Raw genomic sequence first — 16,047 nt, 5'->3', positions numbered from 1 at the left:
GAGCATTTTAGAGCTCCGGCGACACCAGAATCTTCACTGCGGTCTCGTTGCGGTTAATCAGGGTGTCAAAGCCCTCGTCGACGACACCGTCGAAGCCGATCTTGCCGGTGATGAACGGCTTCAGATCAATCTTGCCGGACTCCACCAACTTGATGGTCTGCGGGTGATCGTGGGCGTAGCCGATGATGCCGCGGATGGTCAGTTCCTTCATCACGAGCGCGTGGATGTCCAGCTCGGCCTTCTTCGACCAGATGGACTCGACGACCAGGGTGCCCTTGAGCTTCAGGCAGTCGATCAGCTGGTCGAGCACAACGTTGACGGAGGTGCACTCGAATGCGACGTCGACACCCTTGCCGTCGGTGATCTTGTCAACCTCTGCCTTGAGGTCGGTTGCGCTCGGGTCGATCGCGTAGTCTGCGACACCTGCGTCGAGCGCCTTCTGGCGACGCAGCTCGGAGAGCTCGGAGACGATGACGGTCAGGCCGTATGCCTTCGCCACAGCTGCGGTGAGCACACCGATCGGGCCGGCGCCACCAATGAGGGCGACGTCGCCTTCCTTCGCCTCAGACGCAACGAATGCGTGGTGGGCGACGGACAGCGGCTCGATGAGCGCAGCCTCGTCGAGCGGAACATCGTTGGAAATCGGGTGAACCCAGCGACGCTGCACAGCGATCTTCTCGGAGAGGCCGCCGCCACCACCTGCGAGGCCGATGAAGTTCACGTCCGGGTGGAGGTTGTACGGGCCCGGCTCCTTCGGGTCGACGTCGTCCGGCAGGACGTACGGCTCGACGACAACGTGCTGGCCGACCTCGAGGTCGTCGACACCCTCGCCGAGCGCCGAAACAACGCCGGAGAACTCGTGGCCGAGGGTGATCGGCGGCTCCTCACCGGTGATGGGGTGCGGATGGCCAGGCTTCGGGCAGAAGATCGGGCCTTCTAGGTACTCGTGCAGGTCAGTGCCGCAGATGCCGCACCAGGCGACGTCGATGAGCACCTCTCCCTTGCCTGCAACCGGGGCGTCGATTTCCTCGACGCGGATGTCCTTCTGGCCGTAGTAGCGAACTGCTCGCATGGTGGAACTCCTTTCGGTTGGTTACAGGTGCTACGATACCCCGTTTTCGGGTTCCTCGCCGACCGCAACCAGCACGGTGCGGGTCTTGATGCGTCCGCGTCGGTCGCGGCCGCCTTCTGCGGTGTAGCGGATGCCGTCGCGCAGGATGGAGGCGCCGGGAAGGGGCACGCGGCCGAGTTCGTACGACAGCAGGCCGGCGACGGTGTCCACATTGTCGACGACCTCCTCCGAGTACTCCAGCGTGTAGTCGAGGTGGTCGGCGAGGTAGTGCACGAGGTCGTCGAGAGGCAGGCGCGCTTGGACGCGGAAGACGCGCTCGTCGATTTCTTCGATGGGGGCTTCCTCGTCTTCGTCGTATTCGTCGGTGATTTCGCCGACGATTTCTTCAAGAAGGTCTTCCATGGTGAGCAGGCCTGCGACGTTGCCGAACTCGTCGATAACCACCGCGATGTGGGTGTTCTGCTGCTGCATCGCGCGCAACAGCAGGTCGAGCGGCTTGGAGTCCGGGATGAACATCGGTTGGCGCATCAACTCGGTCAGTGGCGTGTTCGGGTCGACGGGCGCGCCGCGGTCGGTGAACATGTCTTTGAGGTAGGCGACGCCGATGATTTCGTCGACGTTTTCGCCGATAACGGGCACGCGCGAGTGGCCGGAGCGCACCATGAGTGCGGTGGCTTGGCGGGCGAGTTTTTCGCCTTCGATCCACACCATTTCGGGTCGCGGAACCATGACTTGGCGTGCGGTGGTGGAGGCGAGGTCGAAGATGTTTTGGATCATGCGGCCTTCGGTGGTTTCCACCACGCCTTTTTCTTGGGCGACTTCGACCATTTCGCGCAGTTCGATTTCGGTGGCGTATGGCCCGTTGCGGAAGTCTTCGCCGGGGTGGAACAGGTTGCCGATCCAGATGAGCAGTTTCGCCACTGGTCCGAGCACGGTGTGGAAGATGTGCAGGCCTTGGGCGGCTTTGAGCGAGATGGTGTACGGGTTACGTTTGCCGGCGGTGCGTGCGAACACGCCGATGATGGAAAATTGCAGCAGCGTGACGACGATTACCGCCACCGCAATCGCCCACGCATCTGACGCGATGACGTCCATGGCCAGCATCGCCGCCGAGACTGCCGCCATAACGTCTAAGACGGTGCGCAGCAGCACGAGGGTGTTGATGTGATTCGCGCGATTTTCGACGACGCGCAGCAACGCATCTGCACCCGGCGTCTCATCCTTGACCATGCCTTCCACGCGGGCACGCGAGATGGGTGCCAGGGCGGATTCGACGGAGCCGAGCAGGCCGGAGAGCAGTAGCGCAACGACGGTGATCGTTGCGAAGGTGATGGTCAGTGTCACTCGGCGCCCTTCATCAGCTTGTCTAGCTCGTCGCGGTCAGCCGCGGACGGGAAGGCGTGCGGGCCGGTCGGCTTCGGCTGGTATGCCACCCCGCGGCGGGCCAGGTCGTCGTACCAGTCGGCGAGGATCTCGTTTTGCAGCGCGAACATTTCCCGCTCGTCTTTCGGCTCGATGTGGTCGTAGCCGAGCAGGTGCAGCACGCCGTGGACGGTGAGCAGCGCCATTTCGTGGGCGAGGTCGTGGCCGGCCATCTCGGCCTGTTTGCGGTCGTAGGCCGGGCACAGGATGATGTCGCCGAGCATCGCGGGCCCCAGCATGTCGGCGTCGGGCCGTCCCCCACCCGGGGTGAGTTCGTCCATGGGGAAGCTCATCACGTCGGTGGGGCCTTCGAGGTCCATCCAGCGGACGTGGAGGTCGGCCATGGTGGCTTCGTCGACAAGCGTGATGGTTGCTTCGGTGTCGGGGTGGACGTCCATGGTGCGTAGGGCGTAGGAGGCGACGTCGATAAGCATTTGCTCGTTGACTTCCGCCTCGCCGGACTCGTTTAAGACTTCAATGCTCACTGCGCTGCCTCCGCTTCGCGCTCTGCTTCAATCTTCTGCTGCCGCTTTTCGTAGCGCAGCGCGTTCTGGGCATCGTGGTGGTCGTAGGCGGCCACGATGCGGGAAATCAGGTGGTGGCGCACAACGTCGTCGGCGCGCATCTCCTGGAACGAAATGTCCGGAATGTCGCTCAAGATACGACGCGCCACACGCAGGCCCGAGACGGTGCCGCGCGGCAGATCCACCTGAGAGGTGTCACCCGTGACCACCATCTTCGAACCAAACCCGAGGCGGGTCAGGAACATTTTCATCTGGGCGCCGGTGGTGTTCTGGGCCTCGTCAAGGATGACGAACGCGTCCGACAGGGTGCGCCCGCGCATGTAGGCCAGGGGCGCGACCTCGATGATGCCGGCCTCGATGAGTTTCGGGATGGCCTCTGGGTCCATCATGTCGCGCAGCGAGTCGTACAGCGGGCGCAGGTACGGGTCGATCTTGTCGGAAAGCGTGCCGGGGAGGAAGCCGAGTTTCTCACCGGCCTCTACGGCGGGACGCGTCAGGATGATGCGTTTGACCTGCTTGTTCTGCAGCGCCTGCACCGCCTTCGCCACCGCAAGGTACGTCTTGCCGGAGCCGGCAGGCCCGATACCGAAGGTGATCGTGTTCTCGTCGATCGCATCCACATAGCGGCGCTGACCGGCAGTCTTCGGGCGGATAACCTTGCCGCGCCGCGCAATGATCTCCTCGCCGAGGATGTCCGCGACCGAGCCGGGGGCTTCCATCTCCATGAGTTTCACCGCCTCCACGACGGTGTCAGGGCGAAGCGGCACGCCGCGTCGCGCCATGGACTCCAGCTCCTCCACCACGCGCAGCGCGTGCGCCACGTGGGCGGCCGTGCCGCGCACCGACAAGGTGGTGCCGCGGGCGTGGAAACTCACGTCCAGATAGCGGTCCAGTAGTTGGAGGTTGTTGTCGTTGATGCCGAGGACGGATTGTGCGTACGCCGAGTCGAGTTCGACCTTGCGCGTCACCATTTCTTCCATGTGCGTTTACCCTACCAGCGGTTTGTCAGCGCGCCGATCGCGCTGAGCGCCGCGAACGCGGCCGTTGCGGTGCGCAGGACTTCGGGGCCGAGTTTCACGGCGTCCGCGCCGAGCAGTTCGAGTTCGTCTTGCCCGATGCCGCCTTCGGGGCCGACGATGAGCCAGACGTCCTCGCCGAAGGTGACCTCACGCAGCGGCACGGTCGCATCCTCGTGGAGTACAAGCGCGTGACCCTCGTTCCTCGGGTCACGGAGGAGATCGGACAACTGGTTCGTGGTCACCGGCTCGTGGATCTCGGGCACCCACGCGCGGCGCGCCTGCTTCGCGCTCGCCAGCGCTTGCGAGCGCCACTTCTCCACCTGCTTCGCCTGCTTGTTCGCCGGCCAGCGCGCAATGGTGCGGTGCGAAATCCACGGCACGATCGCGTCCGCCCCGCCTTGGACTGCCAGGTCGACGGCAAGTTCCGCACGCTCACTTTTCGGGATCGCCTGCACGACCGTCACGCGCGGCGTGGGGCGCTCCACGAACTCATGCTTATCGACGACCCCCTCAACCCTTGAGGCATCCACCCGCGTGACGGTGACTTCCGCCTGGTTGCCGGTGCCGTCGAAAAGCATGATGCGCTCACCCGGCTGGATGCGCTTAACGTGGGCGTGTTTGGCCTCGGGGCCTTCGATGATGCCGGAGGTGGGGTCGTCACTAAGAAAATAGGGCAGGCTCATCGGCGGAAACGATCACGCATCCGGGAGAAGAAACCATCGCCGTGCTCGCCGCCCTCGGAGTGGACTTTAGGGTCCTCCGGGTGGCCGGCGCGCAAGTCCTCGAGTGCAGCGCGTTCCTCGTTGGACAGCGCGGTGGGCACGGTGACCTCGATGTGCGCGATCATGTCGCCGGCACCTTCGGCGCGCAGGCGCGGCATGCCCTCGCCGGAAAGCACGACGCGGTCGTCCGGCTGGGTGCCGGCGGGCACCTCGATGCGGGTCTCATCGCCCGTGAGATTCTCCACGGTGAGCTCGGTGCCCAGCGCCGCGTCATACATGGGCACAGTCAGGCGCAGGTGCAAGTCGTTGTTGTCGCGCACGAACACCGGGTGCGGCTCGACGTGCACCTCGACGTACAGGTCGCCGGCGGGACCGCCGCCGTGGCCGACCTCGCCCTGGTCCGCCATGCGGATGCGCATACCGTTATTGATGCCGGCCGGGATGTTGACCACCAGGTCGCGGGTGGCGCGCACGCGGCCGTCGCCGGCGCACTGGGCGCACGGGTCGGTGATCACTTCGCCGAAGCCGTGGCACTTGTGGCACTCGCGGGTGGTCATCACATTGCCCAGGAAAGACTGCTGCATCTCCTGGACCGCACCCTGGCCCTGGCATACGTCACAGGTAACCGGCTTAGCCCCTGACTTGGAGCCCGAGCCGTGGCATTTGTCGCACAGCACCGCCGTATCGACGGTGACGTCCTGCTTCACGCCCGTGAACGCCTCTGCGAGCGTGATCGAGGTGCGCAGCAGCGCGTCGTTGCCCGGCTGCACGCGCGAGCGCGGCTGGCGAGCACCACCGCCGCCGCCGAAGAACGCCTCGAAAATGTCGCCGAGGCCACCGCCGCCGAAACCGGCGCCGCCCATGCCGCCGCCGGCCTCCATCGGGTCGCCGCCGCGGTCCACGATGGAACGCTTCTGCGGATCCAGCAGCACCTCTTGGGCTGCTGCGATCTCCGCGAACTTCTCGGCAGCTTCCTCGGACGGGTTCACGTCCGGGTGGTATTTGCGTGCGAGCTTGCGGTACGCCCGTTTAATTTCCTGCTCGGTGGCGTCCTTGTCCACGCCGAGGATGCCGTAGTAATCGCGAGCCATATCTTCCCTTCTATTCACCCCGCAGTGTGCGGCTGATGTAACGAGCCACGGTGGCAACCTTCTGCATGGTACCGGGGTAGTCCATGTGGGTTGGACCGACTACCCCGAGGCCGCCGAGTGCTGCATCGCCTGCCCCGTACGCTGTTGTAACAATTGAGGCGCTGGATAATTCCTCGTCTTCGTTTTCGCGGCCGATGCGCACGGAGACACGTTCGAGTTCTTGGGCGCCGGCGAGCAGTTTCAGTACGACAACTTGCTGCTCGAGGGCGTCGATGACGTCCTGGAGGCCGCCGGAGGGCACGAGCAGGTTTGAGGAGCCTGCGATGATGAGGCGGTCGGGGGCGGCGTCGACAAGTGTGGTGATGAGCACTTCGGCGGCGCGCGTGGTGGGTTCGGTCAGGTGCGGCGGGGCGCTGACCGCCACGCCGGCGAGTGAGGCGGAGGCGTCGCGCATGTTCTTGCCCACAAGTGCGTCGTTGAGGATGTCGCGAAGGATGCGCACGCCGTCGTCGCCAATTGGCGCGGCGAGATCAACGTTGCGTTGGTCGACGCGGCCGGCGTCGGTGATCAGCACGAGCAGCAGGCGCGTTGGTGTGAGTTCGACAACCTCACAGTGCTTCACCCGCGAGGCGGACAGGTTCGGCAGTTGCACCACGGCGGCTTGGTGGGTCAGTTGAGAGAGCAGTTGCACGGAGCGGCGTAGCACGTCTTCGAGGTCCACCCCGTCTTCGAGGAAGTCCAAAATCGCGTGGCGCTCGGCGGCGGACAGTGGTTTGACGTCGTGGAGCGCATCCACGAACTTGCGGTAGCCGGCCTCGGTGGGGATGCGCCCGGACGAGGCGTGCGTCTGCGAGATGTAGCCCTGCTGCTCAAGCACCGCCATGTCGTTGCGGATCGTGGCCGACGACACCCCCATGTTGTGCCGCTCCACCAGCGCTTTGGAGCCGACGGGTTCTTGGCTGGCGATGTAGTCCGCCACGATCGCCCGCAGCACCTTTTGGCGCCGCTCGTCTGCTGCGCTCATGATCGCCTCCTTACTCGGCTGCCAGGATATCGGTGATGATGCCGTCTGCAAGCAGTCTGCCGGTATCAGTCACGCGCAAGCGCTCTCCCCGCTCTAGGAGCCCCGCGCGCACATGCTTATCGACGACCCCACGCGCCCGATCCCCAACCCACCCGGCCGGAATCCCCTCACGCAGGCGAAGCCCGAGCATGATCGCCTCCATGTGGGCTTCGTCTGCGGTGATGGTTTCGGTGTCCTGGATGGGCAGGGTGTCGTCGTGAAGCAGTTGTGCGTAGCGCTCGGGGCGCTTGACGTTGAAGAAGCGCTCGCCGTCAATGAAGCTGTGCGCGCCGGGGCCTGCGCCCCACCAGTTCTGGTTGTGCCAGTAGATGAGGTTGTGGCGACACTCGCCGCCGGGTTTGGCCCAGTTGGAGACCTCGTACCAGTCGTATCCGTTGCCCTCCAGCGTTGCGGCGATGATCTCGTAGCGGTCCGCGTAGACGTCCTCTTGCGGTGCGGGCAGTTCGCCGCGGCGGATCTTGCGCGCCATGGCGGTGCCGTCTTCCACGATCAGTGAATAGGCGCTGACGTGGTCGACGCCGGTTGCAAGGATGGCATCCAGGGTGCGGCGTACGTCGTCGTCGGTTTCGGTGGGCGTGCCGTAGATCATGTCCAGGTTCACGTGCTCGAAGCCTGCGGAAAGGGCCTCGCGTGCGGCGGCGACGGCGCGGCCCGGGGTGTGCTGGCGGTCTAGGACTTTCAACACCGGCGTGGAGGCGGACTGCATGCCAAGCGAGACGCGGGTAAACCCGGCATCGCGCAGGCCCGCGAAGTAGTCGGGGCTGGTGGATTCAGGGTTGGACTCGGTGGTGATTTCCGCGCATGCCGCAATACCGAACGTGTTGCGGATGGCGTCCAGAATGCGGCCGAGGCCTTGCGCGCCGAGCAGGCTTGGGGTGCCGCCGCCGATGAACACGGTCTGGGCTTCCGGCAGCCCCCGGGCAGCCGCGAGTTCGAGTTCGCGCTCCAGCGCGTCGAGGTACTGCGCGTGCGAGGAATCCACCTCGGTGGGCGTATACGTGTTGAAGTCGCAGTAGCCACAGCGCGTCGCACAAAACGGCACGTGGATATACACGCCGAAGGAATCCATCACGGAACCCCCCACCTAAGCCCCGCGCAGGGAACGCTTCGCCGCCACCTTCGCCACAATGCGGTCGATGCGGGCGCGCTCCTCCAAAAACTCCGGCGGGTTGGATCCGCGCATCGTGCGTACGAACGCCGGGTGGTCCAAGCAGACGGTTTCCACCCAGCCGATCACGGCTTCCTCGACGATCTCACCGACCCGCGCGTACAGGTGCGGAAGCGACACCACACCGAGTTCGCGAGCGACCATGTCAGTTTGCTCGAGGGTAAACGAGACGATCTCCTCCAAGTGCTGCACCACCAGTTCGGTGCGTCCGACGAGTGCGTCGTGCATCGTCTGCACCGAGAACGGTGCTTGAAGGGGGAAGAGATCTTTGAGGCCGGCGGCGTCGAGAAGTTCAGGCTGCGGGATGCGCTCCTCTGGACGCACCCCCACCGACAGATAGCCGGCGGCGCGGCCAGACGTTAAAGCTTGGCGCAGGCCGATTAACTCGGCGACGATGCGACGGGCGTCCTGGCGGGCGTCGTCGACAATCTCCTCGAACTCTGCCAGGCAATCTTCAGTGAGCTCACCGTCATAGTCCGCAATCGACTCGGCGACGTGCTCGATGTACTCCGCAACCTCGTCGCCGATGTTGTAAATCTCCTGGGTAAGTTCACGGTGACGCAGCACGGCTGCAGTTTTGTGCACGGCGTGAACCCCCTTAAAACGGACTGTGGAAGTGACAAAATGGGATGCTATGCCACAGCGTGAGCCGATGAGGGTAGGCGCGCCGCTAACGCTGATACAGCTTGTCGATGTCCTCCTGGAAACGCTGGAACACCACATTGCGCTTCACCTTCATCGTCGGCGTCATCTCGTCGTGCTGCTCCGACAAGTCGCGGTCGAGGATGCGGAACTTCTTAATCGCCTCCGCGCGCGAGACGGTCGCGTTTGCCATGTTCACCGCGTCTTGCACCTCGGCGCGCAACGCCGGGTCCTGCGCCAGATCCGACACCTTCTTGTTCGCCGGGATGTTGTGGTTCGCCTTCCAGCGCTTCAGTTCCTCCTCGTCGAGGGTGACCAGCACGCCGACGAACGGTTTACCGTCGCCGACCACCAACGCGTTAGAGATCAGCGGGTGCTGGCGGATGATCTCCTCCATCGGTCCCGGGGAGATGTTCTTGCCGCCGGCGGTGACGATGAGGTCCTTCTTGCGGCCGGTGATGGACACGAAGCCGTCTTCGTCGACCTCGCCAAGATCGCCGGTGTTGAACCAGCCGTCCGTGAGCGCTTCCTCGGTCGCGGCCGGGTTGCGCCAGTACTTGGAGAACACGCCGGGGCCTTTAAATTCGATCTCGCCGTCGTCGTTAATCCGCACCGAGTAGCCATTGACCGGGCGGCCAACGGTGCCGATCTTGTTGCTGTGCGCGTTGTTCACACACGCCGCCGCACACGTTTCGGTCAGGCCGTAGCCCTCGTAGATCGGCACACCCATGCCGCGGAAGAAGTGCGACAGGTCCGCGCTCATCGCGGAGCCACCCGTAATCCCGTACCAGACGGAACCACCCATGGCCTCCTTGATCTTGGCGTAGACCAGTTTGTCGTAGAGCTTGACCTTGGCCTTCTGCACTCGCGACGGGCCGTCCGGCGTATCCAGCGCCTTGGAGTACTCAATCGCGGCCTTTTCGGCCTCCAAGAAGACACGTTTGCCAATCGCGGAGCCATCCGCGGCCTTGTTGTAGGCACCCTCACGCACCTTTTCAAACACGCGCGGCACGCCGATGACCAGGTTGGGGCGTGCGCGCTGCAGCTCCACGGTCAACGTCGAAGTATCCGACCAGTGCGACTGGGTCGCGCCCGAAATCGTCCACGCCAGCGCCACCGCGCGCGCCAGCACGTGCGCCAGCGGCAAAAACGTCACCATGCGCTGGCCAGGGAAGGACACGGAGCCGATCTCGTTTTCCAGCAGCGCCCACGCCTGGTACGCCCAGTTGCCGTGGGTGATCTCCACACCTTTGGGGCGGCCGGTGGTGCCGGAGGTATACACGATGGAGCCCAGATCGGGGTGGCGGGTGGCGGCAACGCGGTCGTCGATAAGCGACTGCTCCACCTCGCGGCCCTCAAACTTGATCTGCTCCACGGCGGCCGAGTTGAACTCGTAGATGCGCTGCAGCTGCGAGGTCGAGTCGGCCATGCGCGGGGTGCCGTCCTCGCCGAGGAGGAACGGGCTCATGAGCATCGTGTGGTCGCGCGTTTCCGTGAACGCGATTTTCGCGCCGGAGTCCTCGAGGATCCACTGGATTTGGTGCATCGAGGACGACGGGTAGATTGGCACGGATGCGGCGCCGGCGGCCCAGATGGCGAAGTCGAGCAGCGCCCACTCGTAGCGCGTGCTGGACAGGATGGCCACGCGGTCGCCGGGCTCGATACCTGCGGCAATCAGCCCCTTGGCCACGTCGTAGACTTCTTGCAGGAACTCCCCTGCCGTGACCGAGATCCATTCGTAGTTGCGGGGCCGCGAGAACAGCACGAGGTGCGGGTGCTTCTCGCACATTTCGATGAGTCGGCTCAGGCACGTTTCCGTGTCGTTGAGGGTGAATCCAAGTTCCGTCGTGTGAGAAGTCGATGGCATGGTGCCCAACATTACCGACGTTTTGGCAGAATGCGGAAGCGTGACCAACGTGGAACTGCTGCACGCCCTTGCCGAGTCCTATGGCTTTGGCACCTCCTATCGCGCGACTGATGGTCGGATGGTGTCGCCGCCGCCTGAGTCGTTTGTGGCGTTGTTGCGGGCGTTGGGGCTTTCGCTTGACGACGACCCCACCGACGAGGAACTCCACTTCCACCTGGATGCCCGGCGCGAGCACTGGGCGACGCGCCCCTTGCCGCCGACGGTGGTGGCCACCGAGGGACACGAGAAGCACTTCAACGTGCACGTGCACGACGGGCACCCGGCGCACTGTTGGATCCGGATGGAGGATGGTTCCTCGCGGGATTGTTACCAGGATGAGAATTGGGCGCCGCCGTTTACGGCTTCAGATGGTGTGGTGTGGGGCGAGGCGACGTTTCATACGCCTGGGGACCTGCCGCCGGGTTGGCACGAGTTGCATCTGGAGTCGGACAATTTTGATGCGGTATGCACGTTGCTCGTGGTGCCCGATTGCTTGTCGACGAACTCCGCCGTGGTCCAGCACCCTGTCTGGGGTGTGATGGCGCAGTTGTATTCGGTGCGCTCTGCGTCCTCGTGGGGGTTGGGTGATTTTGGGGACCTGGCGTTGTTGGCGGAGACGGTCGCCGCGCAGGGGGCTGACTATCTGCTGATCAACCCGGTGCACGCTGCCCAGCCTGTGCCGCCGGTGGAGGATTCGCCGTATTTGCCCACGTCGCGCCGGTTTATCAACCCGCTCCACATTGCGGTGGAGCAGGTGCCGGAGTTTGAGCTGGTGGATAGTGATTTGCGTGCGGCGATCACCGAGTTGGCCGCGCCCCTGAAGGCATTGAACACCTCGCCGGCGCCGCTGGATCGCGACCGTGTGTTCGCCGCAAAGTTGGCGGCGCTGCGCGAGCTGTTCTGGGCCTCCCAGGCCGATGCCGCGCGCACCCACGACTTTGAACTGTTCTGCCTGGACGAGGGCGAAGGCCTGCGCGAGTTTGCCACCTGGTGCGCCGCGCAAGCCGCCGAGTCGGAGCACCACCCGGAGCACCACCCGGAGCATCGCTCGAGGCACGCTGGCGGCGACATCGAGGACCTCGTGCAGTTCTACATGTGGCTGCAGTTCATCGCCGACGAGCAGCTGCGCCTCGCCCAGGAGCGCGCGACAGCGGCCGGGATGTCGATCGGCATCATGACGGACCTTGCGGTGGGCATCCACCCTGGCGGCGCGGACGCGGCGACACTGCGCGAGGTGTTGGTGTCCGATGCGTCGGTGGGAGCTCCCCCGGACCAGTACTCGCAAAAAGGCCAAGACTGGTCGCAGCCGCCGTGGAACCCGCAGCAACTCGCCGAGTCCGGCTACGGGCCGTGGCGCGACCTGCTGCGCACAGCGCTGCGCCACAGTGGCGGCATCCGCGTCGACCACGTGCTCGGACTGTTCCGCCTGTTTTGGGTGCCACGCGCCGGCACACCCGCTGGCGGGGTGTACATGAACTACGACTTTGAGGCCATGGTGGGCACCCTCGTGTTGGAGGCGCAGCGCGCCGGGGCGGTCGTCGTCGGCGAGGACTTAGGCACGTTCGAGCCGTGGGTGCAGGACTTCCTGCGCGACAAGGGCATTTTGGGCACCTCGGTGCTGTGGTTCGAATCCATCCCGCCGGGCGTGCCGCGCCCCTCGCAGCAGTACCGCCACCTGGCGCTTACGGCTGTGGGCACGCACGACCTGCCGCCCACCGCTGGCTACCTCAAGGGTGCACACAACGAATTGCGCCATGAGCTCGGGCTTGTCGACGACCCCGTGGAGCACCTCAACGCCACCGACCGCATCTGGATCGACCAGGTGCTTGGCCTCGCGCGGGAGGAAGGTGCGCTTACCGGCGACGACGAAAAGGCACTGATCACGGGACTGACGCGCTTCGTCGCCTCCACCCCATCGGCGATGACGTGTACGAACCTGGTGGACATGGTTGGCGACGAGCGCATTCAAAACCAGCCCGGCACCAACGGCGAGCAGTACACCAACTGGCGCATGCCGCTTTGCGACGCCACCGGCACCCCCGTGCTCATCGAACACCTACCGGAGATGGAGTTGTTTAAGGCGGTGGCGGAGGCGTCGATACGCAACTAAAGCGCGCCGATCACCGCAGCAACAATGACAAGAGCGATGAGCACCCACATTGCTTGGGTCACCCGCGACTGCGGGTACTTACGCTGCGGCTTGGGCAGCTGTTGATCCTGCTTGCGCAGCTCTTCAGGGTTGGCCATGGTGCCCAAGCCTAGACCGAGCCGGTCGACGACCCAAAGCAGCACATAGGACACCGCCGCGCACGCCGGCAGCGCCAGCACCACAATCAGCGGCACCTGCAACCACGGGCTCAACCCCATTAACCAGCCCATTTAGACCGCTTTCAACGCCATCATCACGATCGGGCTCACCGCGGCAACAACCACCAAAATGCCGATAATGATCCCGATAACTTGCGACGCCGACGGGCCCGACGGCGCCTGCTCCACCGCCTTCTGCCTTGGTGCCACCGTCGGCACACTCGTCGGCGTCGCGGCACCAGACTCAAACGTCGCCTGCGCAGGCGTCCTTCGCGGCACCAAGGTCGGCGTCAACGTGATCGTGCCACCCGGCGGGTTGGTGATCGTCGTGGAGTAGCGCAGCGAATACTGGTACTCCAAAAAGTCGTCGACCTGCTCCTCCCCGTACACCGGGCCACTGTCGAGCGAACTGGCGCGCTGGAACCCAATCAACTGATGGTTATCCTCGCCCGCGACATAGTTCGCGCCCGAGATCACCCCCACCAGGCCGCGGCCCGGGATGTACACCGGCCCACCGGAGTCACCTGGCACCGGCATCTTCGGCGCGTCGAAGTACGTGGTGTTTTCAACCGTGCCGACGAACTTGCCGCACGTCGAGGCATCCGAGCGCCCATGGGTGGAGTACCCGCGGAAGCAGATCGTGTCGGTGCTGCTGATCTTTTCCACCGGTATAACCGTCCCGCCATACGGGTTGCCGCCAACACGAACGTCTTCGAACCAGTAGATCACCGCCCAGTCGTTGGCGGACGTCTTCGGCGAATACGCCCGCGCGGGGAAGATCAACCCTGCGGGCTCGTCGATTTGTTTGCCGGCGCTATCTGCAAGGTAGACCAGCGCGCCCTGGGGGAAGTACTGCTCGTTTTGTACCACGCAGTGGGCGGCGGTGTAACTGCGGCGGTGCTCGACGTCGTTGAAGCCAAGCGTGCAGGCGGTGAGGCGGTTAGAGCCTAAATTATCGACGAAAATCCGCCCACCCTGCGCCGCATTCAACGCAGGCGAAGCAGGCGCGACTGCAGGAACCACCGACGCCGCAAGCGTCGTGGCAACCACCGCAGCCGCGCACCAATGCTTCACACTTCCGCGGGACATGCCGCCAGCGTAGCGCAGGCCGTTAACCGGCTATGCCGATACGTCGGAGCCCGCCAGGCCGCGACGCTCCAGCAGCGGACGCGTGTCCTTGTCGCGGCCACGGAACGCACGGTAGGCCTCGGCGTAGTCGCGCGAGGACCCCTTGGACAGGATGGTCTCGCGGAACTTCGCGCCGGTGTCGCGGTTGATGCCTTCCTGTTCGACCAACTGGTAGCCGTCGGCATCAAGTGCTTCTGCCCACAGGTAGGAGTAGTAGCCCGCCGAGTAGCCGCCGGCGAAGATGTGGTTGAACCAGGTGGAGCGGTAGCGCGGCTCGAGCCCGTCGATGTCCAGACCGACCTCGCGCAGGGCTTCTTCCTCGAAGGTTTGGATGTCGGACGGGGTGTCCTCGGTGATCGAGTGCCACGCCAGGTCGATCGCGCTGGCCGCGAGGTACTCGGCGGTGAGGAAGCCCTGGCCGAACTGACGCGAGGCCTTCAGGGCGGCGAGTTGCTCGTCGGAAATGACCTCGCCGGTGTCCACGTGGCGCGCGTAGTTGCGGGCGATCTCCGGGGCGAACGCGTAGTTCTCGTTGATTTGGGAGGGGAACTCCACCCAGTCGCGCGGCACGTTGGTGCCGGAGTTCGACGGGTAGCGCACGTCCGACAGCAGGCCGTGCAGCGCGTGGCCGAACTCGTGGAACAGGGTGGTCACTTCGTCGATAGTGAGCAGGTTTGAGGTGATCGACATGACGTTGACCACCACCGGCTTCGTGCCCGCCAGGTGCGACTGGTCCACAAAGGAGCTCATCCAGGCGCCGCCGCGTTTCGACGAACGCGCGTTGTAGTCCGTCAGCAACAACCCAATGCCAGTGCCGTCTTCTTCCTTCACCTCCCAGACGTCCACGTCGTCGCGGTAACCGTTGAGGTCCTCGCACTTTTCCACCGTGATGCCGTAGAGGAGGTTGGCGGCGTAGAACACGCCGTCGGTAAGCACCTGCTCGAGCGGGAAATACTTGCGGATCTCCGCCTCGTCGATGCCCAGTTCCTGCTCGCGACGCTTCGCCTGCCAGTAGGGCCAGTCCGCGCCGTCGAGGTCTTCACCGGCGAGTTCGGAGGCGAGCTTGCGCTCTGCCTCGGCGTTCGCGGCGGCGGCAGGCGCCAGGTCCGCGATCAGTTGGCGGGCGGCGGCCGCGTTGCCTGCGGTCTCCTCGGCGATGACGTAGTCGGCGTGCGAATCGAAGCCGAGCAGCTTCGCGCGCTCGAGGCGCAGCTTCACCGACTCGGCGACGATGTCGGCGTTGGTGTCGCGGCCGCGGGCGCGGGAGGCGTCGAAAAGTTTGTGGCGCGCGCCCGAGTTTTCGAGTTCGGCTTGCAGGGACTGGGTGGTCGGCAGTTCGATCGGCACGACGAAGCGCTCGCCGTCCTGGTAGGCCTCGATCTGTGCCTCGGATAGGCCCGCAAGTTCCTCGCGGGTCAGTTCCACGGCGAGTTTCTTCGTATCTGCCAGCAGGTTGCGGCCGAAAAGTTCGGAGAGTTCCGACAGGCGCTGGTTGATCTCCTGCAGGCGCGTCTTGCCGGCCGCATCCAGGTCGGCGCCGCGGCGTGCAAACCGGCGCTTGAGTTCGTCGTGAAGCCGCTGCGATTCCTCATCCTCCGGCGTCGTGACCTGCTGGATGCGGGAGTAGAGCTCGCTGTTTTGGTAGATCGAGTCCACGTGCGCGGACAACTTCGGCACTATCCGGTCGGCGACGGCGTCGAACTCGTCGGTGGAATCGGTGCCCTGCAGGTTGAAGAACCACGCCATGACACGGTCCAGGTCCGCACCGGCGAGCTCGAAGGCCTCGACGGTGTTCTCCCAGGTTGGGGTGTCTTGGGTGGTGATGTCCGCGATTTCCTGCACGTGGTTGACCAACGCCTGTTCAAAGGCGGGTTCCACATGCTCAAGCCGGATTGCGGCGAAGTCCGGCAGGTTGTAGGGCAACGTCGATGGCGCAAGCAAAGGATTTGTCATGCGCGACAG

The 16,047-nt window shown here is 64.6% G+C and carries 14 protein-coding genes; 1 reads left to right on the top strand and 13 read right to left on the bottom strand.

Going from position 1 to position 16,047, the window contains the following annotated elements:
* Window positions 1–7: 7 nt before the first annotated feature.
* The 10 genes from HMPREF3145_RS00710 to HMPREF3145_RS00665 all read right to left on the bottom strand — a co-directional run bounded on the left by HMPREF3145_RS00710 (window position 8) and on the right by HMPREF3145_RS00665 (window position 10,611).
* Complete coding sequence (locus tag HMPREF3145_RS00710) at window positions 8–1,072, bottom strand: 2,3-butanediol dehydrogenase (RefSeq protein ID WP_070421350.1); 1,065 nt, start codon at window positions 1,070–1,072, stop codon at window positions 8–10.
* Between the two features lie 30 nt (window positions 1,073–1,102).
* On the bottom strand, window positions 1,103–2,416 hold the full coding sequence (locus tag HMPREF3145_RS00705; protein ID WP_070421349.1) for a hemolysin family protein: 1,314 nt from the start codon (window positions 2,414–2,416) through the stop codon (window positions 1,103–1,105).
* The gene (gene ybeY, locus HMPREF3145_RS00700) at window positions 2,413–2,979 is read right to left on the bottom strand and encodes an rRNA maturation RNase YbeY (RefSeq protein WP_070421348.1); all 567 of its coding nucleotides are present in this window, start codon (window positions 2,977–2,979) and stop codon (window positions 2,413–2,415) included. The genes HMPREF3145_RS00705 and ybeY overlap by 4 nt, the downstream gene beginning before the upstream one ends.
* Window positions 2,976–3,998: a PhoH family protein gene (locus HMPREF3145_RS00695; RefSeq protein WP_070421347.1), complete on the bottom strand. Its 1,023-nt coding sequence runs from the start codon at window positions 3,996–3,998 to the stop codon at window positions 2,976–2,978. Before HMPREF3145_RS00695 ends, ybeY begins: the two co-directional genes overlap by 4 nt.
* Window positions 3,999–4,009: 11 nt before the next feature.
* On the bottom strand, window positions 4,010–4,720 hold the full coding sequence (locus HMPREF3145_RS00690; RefSeq protein ID WP_070421346.1) for a 16S rRNA (uracil(1498)-N(3))-methyltransferase: 711 nt from the start codon (window positions 4,718–4,720) through the stop codon (window positions 4,010–4,012).
* The gene (gene dnaJ / locus HMPREF3145_RS00685) at window positions 4,717–5,850 is read right to left on the bottom strand and encodes a molecular chaperone DnaJ (RefSeq protein WP_070421345.1); all 1,134 of its coding nucleotides are present in this window, start codon (window positions 5,848–5,850) and stop codon (window positions 4,717–4,719) included. The genes HMPREF3145_RS00690 and dnaJ overlap by 4 nt, the downstream gene beginning before the upstream one ends.
* A 10-nt stretch (window positions 5,851–5,860) precedes the next feature.
* Complete coding sequence (gene hrcA, locus HMPREF3145_RS00680; RefSeq protein WP_070421398.1) at window positions 5,861–6,877, bottom strand: heat-inducible transcriptional repressor HrcA; 1,017 nt, start codon at window positions 6,875–6,877, stop codon at window positions 5,861–5,863.
* A 7-nt stretch (window positions 6,878–6,884) separates the two neighbouring features.
* The gene (gene hemW / locus HMPREF3145_RS00675) at window positions 6,885–8,003 is read right to left on the bottom strand and encodes a radical SAM family heme chaperone HemW (RefSeq protein ID WP_210384128.1); all 1,119 of its coding nucleotides are present in this window, start codon (window positions 8,001–8,003) and stop codon (window positions 6,885–6,887) included.
* A 15-nt stretch (window positions 8,004–8,018) separates the two neighbouring features.
* Window positions 8,019–8,687, bottom strand: a complete 669-nt coding sequence (locus tag HMPREF3145_RS00670; protein WP_070421344.1) for a hypothetical protein — start codon at window positions 8,685–8,687, stop codon at window positions 8,019–8,021.
* Window positions 8,688–8,772: 85 nt separating this feature from the next.
* Window positions 8,773–10,611, bottom strand: coding sequence for an AMP-dependent synthetase/ligase (locus HMPREF3145_RS00665; protein ID WP_083279299.1), 1,839 nt, complete (start codon window positions 10,609–10,611; stop codon window positions 8,773–8,775).
* Between HMPREF3145_RS00665 and malQ the strand changes: the two genes are divergently transcribed.
* Window positions 10,610–12,760: a 4-alpha-glucanotransferase gene (gene malQ / locus HMPREF3145_RS00660; protein ID WP_371325685.1), complete on the top strand. Its 2,151-nt coding sequence runs from the start codon at window positions 10,610–10,612 to the stop codon at window positions 12,758–12,760. The two genes, HMPREF3145_RS00665 and malQ, sit on opposite strands and share 2 nt — an antisense overlap.
* Here malQ and HMPREF3145_RS00655 read toward each other — a convergent pair.
* The 3 genes from HMPREF3145_RS00655 to HMPREF3145_RS00645 are packed head-to-tail and all read right to left on the bottom strand — an operon-like array spanning window position 12,757 to window position 16,038.
* A complete protein-coding gene (locus tag HMPREF3145_RS00655) occupies window positions 12,757–13,029 on the bottom strand; it encodes a hypothetical protein (protein ID WP_070421342.1) in 273 nt (90 codons plus the stop codon). The two genes, malQ and HMPREF3145_RS00655, sit on opposite strands and share 4 nt — an antisense overlap.
* Window positions 13,030–14,046 carry a trypsin-like serine protease gene (locus HMPREF3145_RS00650; protein WP_070569608.1) on the bottom strand — a complete coding sequence of 339 codons (1,017 nt, stop codon included), beginning with the start codon at window positions 14,044–14,046 and terminating at the stop codon, window positions 13,030–13,032.
* A gap of 30 nt (window positions 14,047–14,076) precedes the next feature.
* The gene (locus HMPREF3145_RS00645; RefSeq protein WP_070421340.1) at window positions 14,077–16,038 is read right to left on the bottom strand and encodes a M3 family metallopeptidase; all 1,962 of its coding nucleotides are present in this window, start codon (window positions 16,036–16,038) and stop codon (window positions 14,077–14,079) included.
* Window positions 16,039–16,047: the final 9 nt, after the last annotated feature.

Source organism: Corynebacterium sp. HMSC05C01 (assembly GCF_001807155.1).
Lineage (GTDB): Bacteria > Actinomycetota > Actinomycetes > Mycobacteriales > Mycobacteriaceae > Corynebacterium > Corynebacterium coyleae.
This window is presented reverse-complemented; position numbering and strand designations above follow the sequence as displayed.

Excerpts from the sequence above, each read along its gene's own strand:
- HMPREF3145_RS00695 (WP_070421347.1), bottom strand. The coding sequence starts at position 3,998 with ATGGAAGAAATGGTGACGCGCAAGGTCGAACTCGACTCGGCGTACGCA.
- hemW (WP_210384128.1), bottom strand. The coding sequence starts at position 8,003 with ATGGATTCCTTCGGCGTGTATATCCACGTGCCGTTTTGTGCGACGCGC.
- HMPREF3145_RS00650 (WP_070569608.1), bottom strand. The coding sequence starts at position 14,046 with ATGTCCCGCGGAAGTGTGAAGCATTGGTGCGCGGCTGCGGTGGTTGCC.
- HMPREF3145_RS00645 (WP_070421340.1), bottom strand. The coding sequence starts at position 16,038 with ATGACAAATCCTTTGCTTGCGCCATCGACGTTGCCCTACAACCTGCCG.
- HMPREF3145_RS00690 (WP_070421346.1), bottom strand. The coding sequence starts at position 4,720 with ATGAGCCTGCCCTATTTTCTTAGTGACGACCCCACCTCCGGCATCATC.
- HMPREF3145_RS00665 (WP_083279299.1), bottom strand. The coding sequence starts at position 10,611 with ATGCCATCGACTTCTCACACGACGGAACTTGGATTCACCCTCAACGAC.
- malQ (WP_371325685.1), top strand. The coding sequence starts at position 10,610 with ATGGTGCCCAACATTACCGACGTTTTGGCAGAATGCGGAAGCGTGACC.
- HMPREF3145_RS00655 (WP_070421342.1), bottom strand. The coding sequence starts at position 13,029 with ATGGGCTGGTTAATGGGGTTGAGCCCGTGGTTGCAGGTGCCGCTGATT.
- dnaJ (WP_070421345.1), bottom strand. The coding sequence starts at position 5,850 with ATGGCTCGCGATTACTACGGCATCCTCGGCGTGGACAAGGACGCCACC.
- HMPREF3145_RS00710 (WP_070421350.1), bottom strand. The coding sequence starts at position 1,072 with ATGCGAGCAGTTCGCTACTACGGCCAGAAGGACATCCGCGTCGAGGAA.